The sequence below is a fragment of the Streptomyces boetiae genome (assembly GCF_031845405.1).
In the GTDB taxonomy this organism is placed as follows: Bacteria; Actinomycetota; Actinomycetes; order Streptomycetales; family Streptomycetaceae; genus Streptomyces; species Streptomyces boetiae.
Genome location: NZ_JAVREN010000026.1, coordinates 38,523 through 55,957, shown reverse-complemented (window position 1 = coordinate 55,957; position 17,435 = coordinate 38,523). Strand labels below are relative to the sequence as shown.

The following is a 17,435-nucleotide window of genomic DNA, read 5'->3' as shown; positions in this document are numbered from 1 at the left end:
GGAGAACGCCGGCCCCCGGCGGCGGGACCCGCCCCCCGTCCCGCCCGGCGCCGCCGGTCTCCCGGCGTGATTACGATGGGGCCCTACGGAGGCCGCCCCTCGCGCGGCCCCGCTGCGACCCCTGGGAAGGACATGCTCAACAAGTACGCGCGTGCTTTCTTCACGCGTGTCCTCACGCCGTTCGCCGCCCTGCTGCTGAGGCTGCGGGTGACCCCGGACGCGGTGACGCTCATCGGGACGGCCGGGGTGATGGCCGGAGCGCTGGCCTGGTACCCGCGCGGCGAGTTCTTCTGGGGCACCGTCGTCATCACGCTCTTCGTCTTCTCCGACCTCGTCGACGGCAACATGGCCCGCCAGATCGGGACCTCCAGCCGCTGGGGGGCGTTCCTCGACTCCACCCTCGACCGGCTCGCCGACGCCGCGATCTTCTCCGGCATCGCCCTGTGGTACGCGGGCGGGGGCGACAACCTGGCGCTGTGCGCCGTCACGCTGTTCTGCCTGGCCAGCGGCCAGGTCGTCTCCTACACCAAGGCCCGCGGCGAGAGCATCGGCCTGCCGGTGAAGGTCAACGGCCTCGTGGAACGCGCCGAGCGCCTGGTCATCACGCTCGTCCTGGGCGGCCTGGCCGGCTTCGAGCGGACCTTCGACGTCCCCCACATCGGGATCCTGCTGCCCGTCGCCCTGTGGATCGTGGCCGCCGGCAGCCTCATCACGCTCGTCCAGCGCGTGGTCACCGTCCGCCGCGAGTCCGCCGAGGCCGACGCCGAGGCCCGCCCCGCCGGGACCGGCACCGCCGAGAGCCGCACCTCCGAGGCCGCGCCGCAGCGGGGCGTTGCCGCGCACCGGCGGCGAGGCGGCCCCGCGTGACGGCCCGCGACCGCGCCACCGAGGCGCTGTACGGCCTGGGCTGGACGGCCGTCAAACGCCTGCCCGAGCCCGCCGCCCGCGCCCTGGGCCGCGGCGTGGCCGACCGCGCCTGGCGCCGCCGCGGCGCCGGGGTCCGGCGCCTGGAGGCCAACCTCGCCCGGGTCGTTCCCCATGCCTCCCCCGAGGAGCTGCGGGAGCTCTCGCGCGAGGGGATGCGCAGCTACCTGCGGTACTGGATGGAGTTCTTCCGCCTGCCCACCTGGAGCCGGGAGCGGGTGCGCGACTCCTTCGCGGGCGAGGGCATGCACCACCTCACCGAGGGCCTGGACTCCGGGCGCGGTGTCGTCGTCGCCCTGCCGCACATGGGCAACTGGGACCTGGCGGGCGCCTGGCTCGGCGTCGGCCTGGGCGTGCCGTTCACCACCGTCGCGGAGCGCCTCAGGCCCGAGGGGCTCTACGACCGGTTCGTCGCCTACCGCGAGGGCCTGGGCATGGAGGTTCTGCCGCACACCGGCGGCGCCTCCTTCGGGCGGCTCGCCCGGCGGCTGCGCGCCGGCGGCCTGGTGGCGCTGGTGGCCGACCGCGACCTGTCCGCGAGCGGGACCGAGGTGACGTTCTTCGGCGAAACGGCCCGGATGCCCGCCGGGCCTGCCATGCTGGCCGTGCAGACCGGCGCCCTGCTGATGCCCGCCACCCTGTGGTACGACGAGTCGCCGGTCATGAAGGGGCGCGTCCACGCGCCCGTCCCGGTCCCCGAGACCGGCACCCGGGCCGAGAAGTGCGTCGCGATGACCCAGGCCGTGGCCGACACCTTCGCCGCCGGCATCTCCGCGCACCCGCGGGACTGGCACATGCTCCAGCGGCTCTGGGTCAGCGACACCGCCCCCGCCACGGAGGCGGCCGAGGGAGGGAGAGCGGCATGAGGGTCGGCATCGTCTGCCCGTACTCGTGGGACGTGCCAGGGGGCGTGCAGTTCCACGTGCGCGACCTGGCCGAGCACCTCATCCGGCAGGGGCACTCCGTCTCCGTCCTGGCGCCCGCCGACGACGACACCCCGCTGCCCGCTTACGTGGTCTCCGCGGGCCGCGCCGTCCCCGTTCCCTACAACGGCTCGGTCGCCCGCCTCAACTTCGGCTTCCTCTCCGCGGCCCGCGTCCGCCGCTGGGTCCACGAGGGCGACTTCGACGTCCTCCACATCCACGAGCCGGCCGCCCCCTCGCTCGCCCTGCTGACCTGCTGGGCCGCCCGCGGCCCGATCGTCGCCACCTTCCACACCTCCAACCCGCGCTCCCGGGCGATGATCGCCGCCTACCCGATCCTCCAGCCCGCCCTGGAGAAGATCAGCGCCCGCATCGCGGTCAGCGAGTACGCCCGGCGCACCCTGGTGGAGCACCTCGGCGGCGACGCGGTGGTCATCCCCAACGGCGTGGACGTGCGTTTCTTCGCCGAGGCCGAGCCCAAGGCCGAGTGGCAGGGGCAGACCATCGGCTTCGTCGGCCGCATCGACGAGCCCCGCAAGGGGCTGCCCGTGCTGATGCGGGCCCTGCCCGCGATCCTCGCGGCCCGGCCGGACACCCGGCTGCTGGTGGCCGGGCGCGGCGACCAGCGGGAGGCCGTGGCCGACCTGCCCGAGGCGATGCGCGAGCGCGTGCACTTCCTCGGGATGGTCAGCGACGAGGACAAGGCCCGCCTGCTGCGCAGCGTCGACCTCTACGTCGCGCCCAACACCGGCGGCGAGAGCTTCGGCATCATCCTGGTCGAGGCGATGTCGGCGGGCGCGCCCGTGCTGGCCAGCGACCTGGACGCCTTCGCCCAGGTGCTGGACGGGGGCGCGGCGGGGGAGCTGTTCCCCAACGAGAACGCCGAGGCGCTGGCCGCCGCGGCGGTCCGGCTGCTGGGCGACCCGGCCCGGCTGGCGGAGCTGCGCGAGCGGGGCAGCCGGCACGTGCGCCGCTTCGACTGGTCCACGGTGGGCAACGACATCCTCGCCGTCTACGAGACGGTCAGGGACGGCGCGGGGGCGGTGGCCACCGACGACCGCGCCGGCCTCCTGGGCCGCCTGGGCTTCGCCCGGGACTGAAGGCCGGGGCCGCACGTCCCGCGCCGCCGCGGGCGTTCGCACCTGGTGGACGTGTCCGGGACCTGTCCGGCCGGACGCCCGGGCAGGCCGCCGCGGGCGGAGCGGCCGTGTGGCCGGGGTAGGGTGACGCGGCGTGACCACCGTCATCTGGATCGCCGCCGTCGCGCTGCTGATCGGCCTCTACCTCAGCTGGACCGCGGGCCGCCTCGACCGGCTGCACGCCCGGATCGACGCCGCCCGCGCCGCCCTCGACGCGCAGCTCCTGCGGCGCGCCTCCATCGCCCAGGAGCTGGCCACCGCCGGGGTGTTCGACCCGGCCGCCTCCATGGTGCTCTACCAGGCCGCGCACGCCGCCCGGCTGGCCCGGGACGAGCAGCGCGAGGTCGCCGAGAGCGAGCTGAGCCAGGCGCTGCGCGCCGTCCTCGCCGAGCCCGCCCAGCTACGCGCCGTCCGCGACGCCCCCGGCGGGCAGGCCAGCGCCGAGGAGCTGGTCGCGGCCGTCCGCCGGGTGCCGATGGCCCGCCGCTTCCACAACGACGCCGTGCGCGCCGCGCGGGCCGTGCGCCGCCACCGCACCGTCCGCTGGCTCCGCCTGGCCGGGCACGCGCCGTTCCCCCTGGCGTTCGAGATGGACGACGAGCCGCCCGCCGCCCTGGCCGAGTACGCGAACGGGGCTGCGGAAGCGGGCCACTGAGCGGCGATTGGCCCTGTTCCCGTCGGGCCACTGTCCGGTTTCCTGCCTGGTGTGGCATTCGCCACCGCGGTCCCCCGGCCTTCGTTCCCCGGCCGGGGCCGGGCCTACGATGGGACGAGTCGCCCTGCCGACGTGACGACATGACGGCCCGGCGCCGTCCGGCCCTCCGCGGTGACGGACCGCCGACGTGTCGTCCCGAGCGCCCCGAGTGAGGTCAGATCCCGTGTCCACCGCGTCCGCAAGCCCCGCCCCCGCCCCCGCCGAGACCGGCACCGCGCGCGTCAAGCGCGGCATGGCCGAGCAGCTCAAGGGCGGCGTCATCATGGACGTCGTCACCCCCGAGCAGGCGAAGATCGCCGAGGACGCGGGCGCGGTGGCCGTCATGGCCCTGGAGCGGGTCCCCGCGGACATCCGCAAGGACGGTGGCGTGGCCCGGATGTCCGACCCGGACATGATCGACGGCATCATCGAGGCCGTCTCCATCCCGGTGATGGCCAAGTCCCGCATCGGCCACCTCGTGGAGGCCCAGGTGCTCCAGGCCCTCGGCGTCGACTACATCGACGAGTCCGAGGTCCTCACCCCCGCCGACGAGGTCAACCACACCGACAAGTGGGCCTTCACCACCCCCTTCGTCTGCGGCGCCACCAACCTCGGCGAGGCCCTGCGGCGCATCGCCGAGGGCGCCGCCATGATCCGCTCCAAGGGCGAGGCCGGCACCGGCAACGTCGTGGAGGCCGTCCGCCACCTGCGGCAGATCCGCGGCGACATCTCCCGCCTCAGGGGCCTGGACGGCGGCGAGCTGTTCGCCGCGGCCAAGGAGCTGCGCGCCCCCTACGAGCTGGTCCGCGAGGTCGCGGACCTGGGCCGGCTGCCCGTCGTGCTGTTCTCCGCCGGCGGCGTGGCCACCCCCGCCGACGCCGCCCTGATGCGGCAGCTCGGCGCCGAGGGCGTCTTCGTCGGCTCCGGCATCTTCAAGTCGGGCGACCCCGCCAAGCGCGCCGCGGCCATCGTCAAGGCGACCACCTTCTACGACGACCCCAAGGTCATCGCGGACGTCTCCCGCGGCCTGGGCGAGGCCATGGTCGGCATCAACATCGACACCCTGCCCGAGGGCGAGCGTTACGCCGCCCGCGGCTGGTGAGCGGGACGACCGCGCCCGTGCTCGGCCCCGTCATCGGCGTCCTCGCCCTCCAGGGCGACGTCCGCGAGCACCTCGCCGCGCTCGCCGGGGCCGGCGCCCGGACCCTTCCGGTGCGCCGCCCCGAGGAGCTGGCGGCCGTGGAGGGGCTGGTGATCCCCGGCGGGGAGTCCACCGCGATCTCCAAGCTGGCCGCCGCCTTCGGCGTGCTGGAGCCCCTGCGCGAGCGCGTGCGGGACGGCATGCCGGCCTACGGCTCCTGCGCGGGCATGATCATGCTCGCCGACAAGATCCTCGAGCCGCGCTCCGGGCAGGAGACCATCGGCGGCATCGACATGATCGTGCGGCGTAACGCTTTCGGGCGGCAGAACGAGAGCTTCGAGGCCGCCGTCGAGGTGGCCGGCGTGGAGGGCGGACCGGTCGAGGGCGTCTTCATCCGCGCCCCCTGGGTGGAGTCCATCGGCGCCCGGGCCCGGTCCCTGGCCGAGTACGGGGGCCGCAGCGTGGCCGTGCGCCAGGGGAACCTGCTGGCAACCGCCTTCCACCCGGAGCTGACCGGGGACCACCGCATCCACGCCCTGTTCGCCGAAATGGTGCGCGCGGCGGCCTAGGCCACTGCCGGTAGGATCACCACGTCGGTTGAAGTTCCGGTGACATCGGGTGACATCTAAGGAGCAGCGCTGTGTCCGGCCACTCCAAGTGGGCAACCACCAAGCACAAGAAGGCCGTGATCGATGCCAAGCGCGGCAAGCTGTTCGCGAAGCTGATCAAGAACATCGAGGTGGCGGCGCGGACCGGCGGCGGTGACCCGGACGGCAACCCCACCCTCTTCGACGCCATCCAGAAGGCGAAGAAGAGCAGTGTTCCCAACACCAACATCGAGCGGGCCGTCAAGCGCGGCGCGGGCCTGGAGGCCGGCGGCGCCGACTACCAGACGATCATGTACGAGGGCTACGGCCCCAACGGCGTCGCCGTCCTGATCGAGTGCCTCACCGACAACCGCAACCGCGCCGCCTCCGACGTGCGCGTCGCCATGACCCGCAACGGCGGCTCCATGGCCGACCCGGGCTCGGTCTCCTACCTCTTCCACCGCAAGGGCGTCGTCATCGTCCCGAAGAACGGGCTGGCCGAGGACGACGTGCTCGGCGCCGTGCTGGACGCGGGCGCGGAGGAGGTCAACGACCTGGGCGAGTCCTTCGAGGTGGTCAGCGAGGCCGGCGACCTGGTTGCGGTCCGCACCGCCCTCCAGGAGGCCGGCATCGACTACGACTCGGCGGACGCGGCCTTCGTCCCCACGATGCAGGTCGAGCTGGACGAGGACGGCGCCCGCAAGATCTTCCGCCTCATCGACGCGCTGGAGGACAGCGACGACGTGCAGAACGTCTTCGCGAACTTCGACGTGGCCGACGAGATCATGGCGAAGGTCGACGCGTAGGGCTTGCCGCCCGGGCTTGACCCGCCTCCTGGGGCCGGCGCCCCCGGGAACCCTCCGGGGCTGCTCCCCGGGCCCGCTGCGCGGGAGCGCGACCGCGGGGCCGGCGCCTTCGGCGGCTGCGCCGCAACGCCCTCCTGGGCTGCGCCCCGGGCGCCTTCGAGGGTTGCGCCCCCCGTCCGCTGCGTCTGGGCGTGGCCCGGGAACTCGCGCTCCGGGTGCCTTGCCCGCGGGCGGCGTCCCGCGAGCAATTCCGGGGCGGTGCGGCCCCTGCGCTTTCCGGGTGCCGGCGCCTCCCGGCTCCCCGGGGGCCGCGCCGCCGCCCGTCTCCCGGTCCTCCGGGGCGGGGTTCTGGCCCCGAGCGGCGCTGCCGGGAGGCGCCGCTTCCCGGGGTTGTCGGTGCGGGCCGGTAGCCTGCCGGGGTGGTTGGACTAGGGCGGGAGGGCCGGGTGCGGGTGCTGGGGGTTGATCCGGGGCTGACGCGGTGCGGTGTCGGGGTCGTGGACGGGGCGCCGGGGCGGGCGCTGGCCATGGTCGGCGTCGGCGTGCTGCGGACCTCTGCCGAGGAGGAGACGCCGCGGCGCCTGGTCCTCATCGAGCGCGGCATCGACGCCTGGCTGGACGAGCACCGCCCGCAGGCCGTCGCCGTCGAGCGCGTCTTCAGCCAGCACAACGTCCGCACCGTCATGGGCACCGCCCAGGCCAGCGCCGTCGCCATGCTCTGTGCCGCCCGCCGCGGCCTGCCCGTCGCCCTGCACACCCCCAGCGAGGTCAAGGCCGCCGTCACCGGCAGCGGCCGGGCCGACAAGACGCAGGTCGGCGCCATGGTCGCCCGCCTGCTGCGGCTCGACGGCCCCCCCCGCCCCGCCGACGCCGCCGACGCCCTCGCCCTGGCGATCTGCCACATCTGGCGCGCCCCCGCCCAGGACAGGCTCCGCCGGGCCGCCGCCGCGCTCCGCCCGGAAGGCACCACCGCACCGTGATCGCGTTCGTCTCGGGCACCGTCACCGCCCTGGCCCCCGACACGGCCGTCGTCGAGGTCGGCGGCGTCGGCCTCGCCGTCCGCTGCACGCCCGGCACCCTGGCCGGGCTGCGCGTCGGGCAGCCCGCCCGGCTCGCCACCGCCCTCGTCGTCCGCGAGGACTCCCTCACCCTCTACGGCTTCGCCGACGAGGACGAACGCCAGGTGTTCGAGCTGCTCCAGACCGCCAGCGGCGTCGGCCCGAGGCTCGCTCAGGCCATGCTCGCCGTGCACACCCCCGACGGCCTGCGCCTCGCGGTCGCCACCGGCGACGAGAAGGCCCTCACCGCCGTCCCCGGCATCGGCAAGAAGGGCGCCCAGAAGCTCCTCCTGGAGCTGAAGGACCGGCTCGGCGCGCCCCCCTCGGGCCCCGCCGCCCGGCCCGCCGCCGCGCCCGCGCCGGCCGGCTGGCGCGAGCAGCTGCACGAGGCCCTCACCGGCCTGGGGTACGCCCCCCGCGACGCCGACCGGGCCGTCGAGGCCGTCGCCCCGCCCGCCGGGGACGGCCCGCCCGACGTCGCCCGCCTCCTGCGCGCCGCCCTCCAGACCCTGAACCGCACGCGGTGACGCGTCCCCGCCCCGGAAGGGAGCCCAGCATGCCGCCGCAGGCCGCAGCCGCGAGGAGGCGTTCCCGGTGAGCGACGCTCCCCCGCGTGGGGGTCCCCCCGGGCGAAGCCTGGGGGCGGGAGGTACCCCCAGCGCGGCTGCCGGTCCGCGGGCGAGGACGATGGCCGCGCTGTGGCGCGCGGGCGGAGAAGCTTACGGGGAGGCACGGTGAGCCCCGGCGACGGTCAGGAGGAGGAGCGCCTGGTCGCCACCGCGGCCGACCGCGAGGACCAGGCGGTCGAGGCGGCCCTGCGCCCGCGCGACCTGGGCGAGTTCATCGGGCAGAGCCGCGTCCGCGAGCAGCTCGACCTCGTGCTGCGGGCCGCCCGCGCCCGCGGCGCCACGGCCGACCACGTGCTGCTCTCCGGCGCCCCCGGCCTCGGCAAGACCACCCTTTCGATGATCATCGCCGCCGAGATGGGCGCCCCCATCCGCGTCACCTCCGGCCCGGCCATCCAGCACGCCGGGGACCTGGCCGCGATCCTCTCCTCCCTCGGCGAGGGAGAGGTCCTGTTCCTGGACGAGATCCACCGGATGTCCCGGCCCGCCGAGGAGATGCTCTACATGGCCATGGAGGACTTCCGGGTGGACGTCGTCGTCGGCAAGGGCCCCGGCGCCACCGCCATCCCGCTGGAGCTGCCCCCCTTCACCCTCGTCGGCGCCACCACCCGCGCCGGCCTGCTGCCGCCGCCCCTGCGCGACCGCTTCGGCTTCACCGGGCACATGGAGTACTACGAGCCCGCCGAGCTGCAGCGCGTCGTCCACCGCTCCGCCGGGCTGCTCGGCGTGGAGGTCACCGCCGAGGGCGCCGCCGAGATCGCCGGCCGCTCGCGCGGCACCCCCCGCATCGCCAACCGGCTGCTGCGCCGGGTCCGCGACTGGGCCCAGGTCCGCGGGGACGGCGTCGTCACCCACGAGGCCGCCGTCAGCGCCCTGGCGGTGTACGAGGTGGACGAACGCGGCCTGGACCGGCTGGACCGCGCGGTGCTCGGCGCGCTGCTGCGCCTCTTCGGCGGCGGCCCGGTGGGCGTGGCCACTCTCGCCGTCGCGGTGGGGGAGGAGCGGGAGACCGTGGAGGAGGTGGCCGAGCCCTTCCTCGTGCGGGAGGGGCTGCTGGCCCGCACCCCGCGCGGCCGGGTGGCCACCCCCGCCGCCTGGCGGCACCTGGGCCTCACGCCCCCCGCACAGGCCCCGGGCGCCGGGCAGGACGGCCTCTTCGAGGGCTGAACGGCCTGCGCCCCCGACGTTGCCCCCTGCGCCCGCGGGCGAATTACCCTCGCGCGGAACTCCGATAGCATCTCGGACGTTGTTCCCCAGGCGTGGCCTCGCCTAGACTCCGCCGATGCCGTCCGCATCGAAGGAAGGCATGCTCGTCCCCCATACCCCGGCCGCGCCAGCAGCCAAACAAAGGAATCCCCTCCGCCGTGGACCCAACGATTCTCTTTCCGCTCGTCCTCCTCATCGGTGTCTTCTTCCTCATGAGCCGCTCCGCCCGGAACAGGCAGCGCCAGGCCATGCAGATGCGGGAGGCGATCGAGCCGGGAGCCGGCGTCCGCACGATCGGCGGCATGTACGCCGAGGTCAAGGAGGTCCGTGACGACACGGTCCTGCTGGAGATCGAGCCGGGGGTGCACGCGGTCTACGCGAAGAACGCCATCCACGCCGTGCTGGACCACGACGAGTACCGCCGCATCGTCAGCGGCGAGTCCGCCTTCCCGGACGAGGAGACCCCGGACGTTCCGGACGACGCCTCCTCGCTGACCGGCGACGCGGATCTTCCGGGGGAGGAGGCCGCCCCGGAGGCGAAGGACGGCAAGGCCGGCGGCAAGGACAGCGGCGAGGACGGCCGCGTCGAGCTGGGCAAGCCCGGCGAGGACGAGGGCGAGGACGGCCCCAGGTCCTGAGCCGGGCGGCTCGGCCCCCGATCGGACACACCCCTTCAGGCGCGCGGCGCTCACCGGGCGCGGGTCGTTAAGGACAGGAAGAGACGAGAAGGTGGCGACACCGAAGAAGGACCTCAGGTCCTCACGGAAGAGGACCATCGGGTCCCGGCGCGCCCAGGGCGGGAGACCGGGGCGCGCGCTGCTGCTGATCCTGCTCATCATGGGCGGGCTGACAGCCGGGATGTTCGCCTCGGGGCACACCCAGCCCCGCCTGGGCATCGACCTCGCGGGGGGCACCAGCATCACGCTCTCCGCGGTCGCCGAGGAGGGTGAAGAGGACGCGATCAACCCGACGAACCTCAACACCGCGGTCAACATCATCGAGCGCCGGGTGAACGGCCTGGGCGTCTCCGAGGCCGAGGTGCAGACCCAGGGCGACCGGAACATCATCGTCAACATCCCCGAGGGCACCGACGAGCAGCAGGCGCGCGAACAGGTCGGCACCACCGCCGAACTGGGCTTCCGCCCCGTGCTCACCATGGCCGCCGGGACCCCGGCCGAGGACACCGGCGGCGAGGGCGAGGAGGAGCAGCCCTCCGAGGAGCCCACCGACGAGCCGACGGACGAGCCCACCGGCGAGGCCACGGAGGAGCCGACGGAGGAGCCCTCGGACGAGCCCTCGGACGAGCCCACCGGCGACGAGGGCGCGGACAGCCAGAGCCTGCCTGCCCCCGGCGCGGCCGGCGACTCCGCCTCCACCGCCTCCTACGCCTCGTACACCTCCGAGACGGAGGCCCCGGCGACCGAGGAGCCCACCGAGGAGCCCACGGACGACTCCACCGAGGAGCCCGCCGAGGACTCCGGCGACGAGGGCACCGAGGAGGAGGACGCCGAGCAGCAGGCCGCCGACCTCCAGGCGCGGTTCGACGCGCTGGACTGCTCCAGCGAGGAGTCCCGGCTGGAGGCCGGCCGCGCCGCGGCCCAGGCGAGCGCCGAGGACACCGTCCCCGTCTGCTCCTCCGACGGCACCGTGAAGTACATGGTCGGCCCCGTCGCCGTCCCCGGCACCGACGTCAGCGACGCCAGCGCCGTCTACGACAGCCAGACCGGCCAGGGCTGGGTCGTGCAGATGGAGTTCAACAACTCCGGCGCCGACCGCTTCGCCGACATCACCGCCGAGCTGGCCACCCAGGTCGACCCGCAGAACAGGTTCGCCATCGTCCTGGACGGCGAGGCCGTCTCCGCCCCCTCCGTCTCGGAGCGCCTGGGCGGCGGCCGGGCCGAGATCTCCGGCAGCTTCTCCCAGGAGTCGGCCGAGGACCTGGCCAACATCCTGCGCTACGGCGCCCTGCCGCTGAGCTTCGAGGAGGCCAGCGTCTCCACGGTCTCCCCGACCCTGGGCGGCGAGCAGCTGCGGGCCGGCCTGATCGCGGGCGCCATCGGCCTGGCCCTGGTCGTGATCTACATGCTGACCTACTACCGCGGCCTGTCCCTGATCGCGGTGGCCAGCCTCCTGGTCTCGGCCGTGCTGACCTACACGATCATGTCGCTGCTGGGCCCGGCCATCGGCTTCGCCCTCAACCTCCCGGCCGTCTGCGGCGCGATCGTCGCCATCGGCATCACGGCCGACTCCTTCATCGTCTACTTCGAACGCATCCGGGACGAGGTGCGCGAGGGCCGCACGCTGCGGCCCGCCGTGGAGCGGGCCTGGCCCCGCGCCCGGCGCACCATCCTGGTCTCGGACTTCGTGTCCTTCCTCGCTGCGGCCGTGCTCTTCGTGGTCACCGTCGGCAAGGTGCAGGGCTTCGCGTTCACGCTCGGCCTGACGACCGCCCTCGACGTGGTGGTGGTCTTCCTGTTCACCAAGCCGCTGATGACGCTGCTGGCCCGCAGGAAGTTCTTCGCCGGCGGCCATCCCTGGTCGGGGCTCGACCCCAAGCGGCTGGGCGCCCGCCCGCTGCTGCGGACGCGGCGCCCCGCCCCCGTTCCCCCCGACCCGAAGGAGGCCTGAGATGTCGCGGCTCGGCGATCTCGGAGCCAGGCTCTACCGCGGCGAGGTCGGCTTCGACTTCGTGGGACGGCGGAAGTTCTGGTACGGCGTCTCGGTCCTGATCACCATCCTGGCCTTCGCCGGCCTCGGGGTGCGCGGCCTGCACATGGGCGTGGAGTTCGAGGGCGGCGCCGTCTTCACCACTCCGCCCACCGAGGTCTCCGTCGAGGAGGCCCGCGAGGTGGCGGAGGACGCCTCCGGCAGCCAGGCGCTGGTGCAGACCCTCGGCGACGACGGCACGATGCGCATCCAGGTCAGCGGCCTGGACACCGACCAGTCGAACGCCACGCGCGCGGCTCTCGCCGAGGAGCTGGGCATCCCCACCGAGGAGCTCAACGCCGAGGTGATCGGCCCCAGCTGGGGCGAGCAGATCGCCAACCGCGCCTGGCAGGGCCTGGGGATCTTTCTCGTGCTGGTGGTGCTCTACCTCGCTGTCGCCTTCGAGTGGCGGATGGCCCTTGCGGCACTGATCGCGCTGGTCCACGACATCACCATCACCGTCGGCGTCTACGCCCTGGTCGGCTTCGAGGTCACCCCGGGCACGGTCATCGGCCTGCTGACGATCCTGGGCTATTCGCTGTACGACACCGTCGTCGTCTTCGACGGCCTCAAGGAGCAGACGAAGAACTACACGCGCCAGACCCGGTTCACGTACGCCGAGCTGGCCAACCGCTCCCTCAACGGCACCCTGGTCCGCTCGATCAACACCTCCGTGGTGGCCCTCCTGCCGGTCGCCGCCCTGCTGTTCATCGGCGGCGGCGCGCTGGGCGGCGGCATGCTCAACGACATCGCGCTCTCGCTCTTCGTGGGCCTGACCGCCGGCGCGTACTCCTCGATCATGATCGCCACTCCGCTGGTCGCCGACCTCAAGGGCCGGGAGGCGGAGATCAAGGCCCAGGACCGCAAGGTGCTGGCCAAGCGCGCCAAGCGCGAGGAGGAGGACGGCGAGCCCGAGGGCGCCGCCGGGGGCGGTACGGACGAGCGCGAGCCCGCCGCCGCGGAGGAGGCCGCGGAGACCGGCCCCGCCGCCGGGGTGGGCGCCGCCGCGGGCGGCGGGGTCCGGGCTCCCCGCCGCCAGCCGCCCGCCCGCGGGCGGGGACGCGGCCGGCCGCAGGGCAGGCGCCGGTGAGCGCCCCGGCGCCGGGGGCGCCCGCGGCCCTGGCCGAGCTGCTGCTCAGCCGGATCCGCGAGGTTCCCGACCACCCGCAGCCGGGCGTTCGCTTCAAGGACATCACGCCCCTGCTCGCCGACCCGGCGGCCTTCACGGCCCTCACCGACGCGCTGGCGGCGTTCTGCTCCGAGCACGGCGCCACCAAGGTCGTCGGCCTGGAGGCCCGTGGGTTCATCCTGGCCGCGCCCGTGGCCGTCCGCGCCGGGGTCGGCTTCGTCCCCGTGCGCAAGGCGGGCAAGCTCCCCGGCGCCACGCTCTCCCAGTCCTACGAGCTGGAGTACGGCAGCGCCGAGATGGAGATCCACGCCGAGGACCTGGCGGCCGGGGACCGGGTCCTGGTGATCGACGACGTGCTGGCCACCGGAGGCACCGCGGAGGCCGCCCTGCGGCTGATCCGCCGCTCCGGGGCCCGCGTGGCCGGGCTGGCCGTGCTGATGGAGCTCGGATTTCTCCCGGGCCGTGAGCGCGTCCTCCCCGCCCTGGACGGCGCCCCCTACCAGGCACTGCTCACGGTCTGACGCCGCCCGCACACGCCCCGGGCGCCCGCGCACCGGCGGGCGCCGGGGAGCGTGTGCCCGCTTGGGCGCGTGAGCCGGGCGCGGGCTCGTTACCATGGCAGTCCGATCGATTCCCGGCCGGACTTCTCCTCGGCCGCCCGCGGCCCCGGAGGAGGCGCCCCTCCCGGCCGCGCGTGCCGTCCCGGGGCCGGAGAGGTCTTCTGACAGGGAGTGCCCTTGCCCGACGACGCCCAGCCGCTCACCTCCGCCCAGCGGAAGAGTCCCTCGCCCTCCACGGCCCTCGGCCGCCGCGAGGGCGAGGACCGGCGTGCCCAGGCTCCCGCCGCCCCGCCCTCCGCCCCGGCCGTCTCCGGGGTCTCGGGCCGCTCCGGCTCCTCGAACCGGGTCCGCGCCCGGCTCGCCCGGCTCGGCGTCCAGCGCTCCACGCCCTACAACCCCGTCCTGGAGCCCCTGCTGCGGGTCGTGCGGGCCAACGACCCCAAGGCCGACACCGCCGCCCTGCGCCGCATCGAGAGCGCCTACCAGGTCGCGGAACGCTGGCACCGCGGCCAGAAGCGCAAGAGCGGCGACCCGTACATCACGCACCCCCTCGCGGTGACGACCATCCTGGCCGAGCTCGGCATGGACGCGGCCACCCTCATGGCCGGGCTGCTGCACGACACGGTCGAGGACACCGAGTACGGGCTGGAGTCGCTGCGCCGCGACTTCGGGGACCAGGTCGCCCAGCTTGTGGACGGCGTCACCAAGCTGGACAAGGTCAAGTTCGGCGAGGCCGCCCAGGCCGAGACCGTCCGCAAGATGGTCGTGGCCATGGCCCGCGACCCCCGCGTCCTGGTGATCAAGCTCGCGGACCGCCTGCACAACATGCGCACCATGCGCTTCCTGAAGCGGGAGAAGCAGGAGCAGAAGGCCCGCGAGACCCTGGAGATCTACGCCCCGCTGGCCCACCGGCTGGGCATGAACACCATCAAGTGGGAGCTGGAGGACCTCTCTTTCGCGATCCTCTACCCCAAGATGTACGACGAGATCGTCCGCCTCGTCGCGGAGCGCGCCCCCAAGCGCGACGAGTACCTGGCCACCGTCATCGACGAGGTGCAGGCCGACCTGCGCGGCGCCCGGATCAAGGCCACGGTCACCGGCCGCCCCAAGCACTACTACAGCGTGTACCAGAAGATGATCGTGCGGGGCCGCGACTTCGCGGAGATCTACGACCTGGTGGGCATCCGGGTCCTGGTCGACACCGTCCGCGACTGCTACGCGGCGCTGGGCACCGTGCACGCCCGGTGGAATCCGGTCCCCGGCCGGTTCAAGGACTACATCGCGATGCCCAAGTTCAACATGTACCAGTCCCTGCACACCACGGTGATAGGCCCCGGCGGCAAGCCCGTCGAGCTGCAGATCCGCACCTTCGACATGCACCGCCGCGCCGAGTTCGGCATCGCCGCGCACTGGAAGTACAAGCAGCAGGCGGTCGCCGGCGCCTCCAAGGTCCGCTCCGACGCCCCGCGCCGCGAGCGCAAGGGCGCCGGCCACGCCACCGTGGACGACATGGCCTGGCTGCGGCAACTGCTGGACTGGCAGAAGGAGACCGAGGACCCCGGGGAGTTCCTGGAGTCGCTGCGCTTCGACCTCTCCCGCACCGAGGTCTTCGTCTTCACGCCCAAGGGCGACGTCATCGCGCTGCCCGCCGGAGCCACCCCCGTCGACTTCGCCTACGCCGTCCACACCGAGGTGGGCCACCGCACCATCGGCGCCAAGGTCAACGGCCGCCTGGTGCCGCTGGAGTCCACCCTGGACAACGGCGACACGGTCGAGATCTTCACCTCCAAGGCGGACGGCGCGGGCCCCTCCCGCGACTGGCTCGGCTTCGTCAAGTCCCCCCGCGCGCGCAACAAGATCCGCGGCTGGTTCTCCAAGGAGCGCCGCGACGAGGCCATCGAGCAGGGCAAGGACGCCATCGCGCGGGCCGTGCGCAAGCAGAACCTCCCCATCCAGCACGTGCTCAGCGGCGACTCCCTGGTCACGCTGGCGCACGAGATGCGCTACCCGGACATCTCCTCCCTCTACGCCGCCATCGGGGAGGGCCACGTCTCGGCGCAGAGCGTCGTGCAGAAGCTCGTCCAGGCCGTCGGCGGCGAGGAGGCGGCCGGCGAGGACATCGCGGAGTCCGCGCCCCCGGTGCCCGCCCGCGGCAAGCGCCGGGCAACGGCCGACCCGGGCGTGGTCGTCAAGGGCGTGGACGACGTGTGGGTCAAGCTGGCCCGCTGCTGCACGCCCGTCCCGGGCGACCCGGTCATCGGCTTCGTCACCCGCGGCAGCGGCGTCTCGGTGCACCGCGCGGACTGCGTCAACGTCGACTCCCTCTCCCGGGAGCCGGAGCGCATCCTGGAGGTCGAGTGGGCCCCCACCCAGTCCTCGGTCTTCCTGGTCGCCATCCAGGTGGAGGCGCTGGACCGCTCCCGGCTGCTCTCCGACGTCACGCGGGTGCTGTCGGACCAGCACGTGAACATCCTGTCCGCCGCCGTGCAGACCTCCCGCGACCGGGTCGCCACCTCGCGGTTCACCTTCGAGATGGGCGACCCCAAGCACCTGGGGCACGTCCTGAAGGCCGTGCGCGGCGTGGAGGGCGTCTACGACGTGTACCGCGTGACGTCGCGGCGGCCCTGACGGGCCCGGCCGCGCCCCCCGGCCCGGCGCTCCGGGGGGCGGCGCGGCCGTTCAGCCGCCGAATTCGGCCAGCCCCTTGAGGGCCTGGTCCAGCAGGGCCTGCCGCCCGGCCAGCTCCTGCTCCAGCTTCTCGGCCTTCGCGGTGTTCCCCGCCGCGCGCGCCTTCCCGGCCTGCTCGCGCAGCCGGTCCACGGCGTCCTGGAGCTGCCCGGTCAGCCCGGCGGCGCGCGCCCTGGCCTCCGGGTTGCTGCGGCGCCACTCGGCCTCCTCGGCCTCCGCCACCGCCCGCTCCACGGCCTGGATCCGTCCCTCGATGCCCGCCCGCGCGTCCCGCGGCACGTGCCCGATCGCCTCCCAGCGCTCCGCGATGGAGCGCAGTGCGAGCCGCGCCGCGCGCAGGTCGCCGATGGGCAGCAGCTTCTCCGCCTCGGTCGCCAGCTCCTCCTTGCGCGCGAGGTTGTCCCGCTGCTCGGCGTCCCGCTCGGAGAACGCCTCGCCGCGCGCCGCGAAGAACACGTCCTGCGCGGCCCGGAAGCGCGCCCACAGGTCGTCCTCCACGTCACGGTGCGCCCGCCCCGCGGCCTTCCACTCCTGCATCAGGTCGCGGTAGCGCGCCGCGGTGGCGGCCCAGTCGGTGGACTCCGACAGCGCCTCGGCCTCCGCGATCAGCTTCTCCTTGCGGCGCCGGGTCTCCTCCCGCTGGGCGTCCAGCGAGGCGAAGTGCGCCTTGCGGCGCTTGGAGAAGGCCGAGCGGGCCTGCGAGAAGCGGTGCCACAGCTCGTCGTCGGCCTTGCGGTCCAGGCGGGGCAGGCCCTTCCAGGTGTCGACCAGGCCGCGCAGCCGCTCCCCGGCCGAGCGCCACTGCTCGCTGGCGGCCAGCTCCTCGGCCTCCGCGACCAGCGCCTCCTTGGCCTCCCTGGCCTCCTCGCTCTGCCGGGCCCGCGCCGCCTTGCGCTCCTCGCGGCGGGCCTCCACGGCCGAGACCAGCCCGTCCAGGCGGGCCGCCAGCGCGGCCAGGTCGCCCACGGCGTTGCCCGCGTCGACCTGCTCGCGCAGGTGCCCGATCGCGGTCATCGCGTCCTTGGCGGACAGGTCGGTGGTCGCCAGCCGGCGCTCCAGCAGGCCGACCTCCACCACCAGGCCCTGGTACTTGCGCTCGAAGTAGGCCAGCGCCTCCTCGGGGGAGCCCGCCTGCCAGGAGCCCACGACCCTTTCGCCGTCGGCCGTCCGCACGTACACGGTCCCGGTCTCGTCAACGCGGCCCCACGGCTCGCTGCTCACAGCGCCTCCTCGTCTGATGCGCGCGAC

The 17,435-nt window shown here is 74.4% G+C and carries 16 protein-coding genes; 15 read left to right on the top strand and 1 reads right to left on the bottom strand.

What is annotated here, in order from left to right; translation table 11 throughout:
- Positions 1 to 132 precede the first annotated feature (132 nt).
- The 15 genes from pgsA to RM780_RS17755 all read left to right on the top strand — a co-directional run bounded on the left by pgsA (position 133) and on the right by RM780_RS17755 (position 16,127).
- Entirely contained in the window at positions 133 to 867 is a 735-nt protein-coding gene (pgsA, locus tag RM780_RS17825; RefSeq protein WP_311631749.1) for a phosphatidylinositol phosphate synthase, read from the top strand.
- On the top strand, positions 864 to 1,790 hold the full coding sequence (locus RM780_RS17820; RefSeq protein ID WP_311631748.1) for a phosphatidylinositol mannoside acyltransferase: 927 nt from the start codon (positions 864 to 866) through the stop codon (positions 1,788 to 1,790). The genes pgsA and RM780_RS17820 overlap by 4 nt, the downstream gene beginning before the upstream one ends.
- The gene (locus RM780_RS17815) at positions 1,787 to 2,947 is read left to right on the top strand and encodes a glycosyltransferase family 4 protein (RefSeq protein ID WP_311631747.1); all 1,161 of its coding nucleotides are present in this window, start codon (positions 1,787 to 1,789) and stop codon (positions 2,945 to 2,947) included. Before RM780_RS17820 ends, RM780_RS17815 begins: the two co-directional genes overlap by 4 nt.
- 133 nt (positions 2,948 to 3,080) lie before the next feature.
- The gene (locus tag RM780_RS17810) at positions 3,081 to 3,641 is read left to right on the top strand and encodes a LemA family protein (protein ID WP_311631745.1); all 561 of its coding nucleotides are present in this window, start codon (positions 3,081 to 3,083) and stop codon (positions 3,639 to 3,641) included.
- A gap of 292 nt (positions 3,642 to 3,933) precedes the next feature.
- Positions 3,934 to 4,782, top strand: coding sequence for a pyridoxal 5'-phosphate synthase lyase subunit PdxS (gene pdxS, locus RM780_RS17805; RefSeq protein ID WP_394813003.1), 849 nt, complete (start codon positions 3,934 to 3,936; stop codon positions 4,780 to 4,782).
- Complete coding sequence (gene pdxT, locus RM780_RS17800) at positions 4,779 to 5,390, top strand: pyridoxal 5'-phosphate synthase glutaminase subunit PdxT (protein ID WP_394813001.1); 612 nt, start codon at positions 4,779 to 4,781, stop codon at positions 5,388 to 5,390. Before pdxS ends, pdxT begins: the two co-directional genes overlap by 4 nt.
- A gap of 71 nt (positions 5,391 to 5,461) precedes the next feature.
- Positions 5,462 to 6,214 carry a YebC/PmpR family DNA-binding transcriptional regulator gene (locus RM780_RS17795; protein WP_311631743.1) on the top strand — a complete coding sequence of 251 codons (753 nt, stop codon included), beginning with the start codon at positions 5,462 to 5,464 and terminating at the stop codon, positions 6,212 to 6,214.
- Positions 6,215 to 6,660: 446 nt separating this feature from the next.
- Positions 6,661 to 7,194, top strand: a complete 534-nt coding sequence (gene ruvC / locus RM780_RS17790) for a crossover junction endodeoxyribonuclease RuvC (RefSeq protein ID WP_311631778.1) — start codon at positions 6,661 to 6,663, stop codon at positions 7,192 to 7,194.
- Positions 7,191 to 7,799 carry a Holliday junction branch migration protein RuvA gene (ruvA, locus tag RM780_RS17785; protein WP_311631742.1) on the top strand — a complete coding sequence of 203 codons (609 nt, stop codon included), beginning with the start codon at positions 7,191 to 7,193 and terminating at the stop codon, positions 7,797 to 7,799. Before ruvC ends, ruvA begins: the two co-directional genes overlap by 4 nt.
- Positions 7,800 to 8,006: 207 nt before the next feature.
- Positions 8,007 to 9,065, top strand: a complete 1,059-nt coding sequence (gene ruvB, locus RM780_RS17780; RefSeq protein ID WP_311631741.1) for a Holliday junction branch migration DNA helicase RuvB — start codon at positions 8,007 to 8,009, stop codon at positions 9,063 to 9,065.
- Between the two features lie 197 nt (positions 9,066 to 9,262).
- Positions 9,263 to 9,742, top strand: a complete 480-nt coding sequence (yajC, locus tag RM780_RS17775) for a preprotein translocase subunit YajC (protein ID WP_311631740.1) — start codon at positions 9,263 to 9,265, stop codon at positions 9,740 to 9,742.
- 91 nt (positions 9,743 to 9,833) lie between these two features.
- Complete coding sequence (secD, locus tag RM780_RS17770) at positions 9,834 to 11,732, top strand: protein translocase subunit SecD (protein ID WP_311631739.1); 1,899 nt, start codon at positions 9,834 to 9,836, stop codon at positions 11,730 to 11,732.
- Between the two features lies 1 nt (position 11,733).
- Positions 11,734 to 12,900, top strand: a complete 1,167-nt coding sequence (gene secF / locus RM780_RS17765; protein ID WP_311631738.1) for a protein translocase subunit SecF — start codon at positions 11,734 to 11,736, stop codon at positions 12,898 to 12,900.
- A complete protein-coding gene (locus RM780_RS17760; protein WP_311631737.1) occupies positions 12,897 to 13,460 on the top strand; it encodes an adenine phosphoribosyltransferase in 564 nt (187 codons plus the stop codon). The genes secF and RM780_RS17760 overlap by 4 nt, the downstream gene beginning before the upstream one ends.
- A gap of 216 nt (positions 13,461 to 13,676) precedes the next feature.
- Positions 13,677 to 16,127, top strand: coding sequence for a RelA/SpoT family protein (locus tag RM780_RS17755; protein WP_311631736.1), 2,451 nt, complete (start codon positions 13,677 to 13,679; stop codon positions 16,125 to 16,127).
- A gap of 51 nt (positions 16,128 to 16,178) precedes the next feature.
- Here RM780_RS17755 and RM780_RS17750 read toward each other — a convergent pair whose 3' ends face one another.
- Entirely contained in the window at positions 16,179 to 17,408 is a 1,230-nt protein-coding gene (locus tag RM780_RS17750) for a DUF349 domain-containing protein (RefSeq protein ID WP_311631735.1), read from the bottom strand.
- Positions 17,409 to 17,435: the final 27 nt, after the last annotated feature.

Bases quoted from the DNA above. Each gene is read 5' to 3' on its own strand.
- RM780_RS17815 (WP_311631747.1), top strand. From the start codon at position 1,787: ATGAGGGTCGGCATCGTCTGCCCGTACTCGTGGGACGTGCCAGGGGGC.
- pdxS (WP_394813003.1), top strand. From the start codon at position 3,934: ATGGCCGAGCAGCTCAAGGGCGGCGTCATCATGGACGTCGTCACCCCC.
- secF (WP_311631738.1), top strand. From the start codon at position 11,734: ATGTCGCGGCTCGGCGATCTCGGAGCCAGGCTCTACCGCGGCGAGGTC.
- pgsA (WP_311631749.1), top strand. From the start codon at position 133: ATGCTCAACAAGTACGCGCGTGCTTTCTTCACGCGTGTCCTCACGCCG.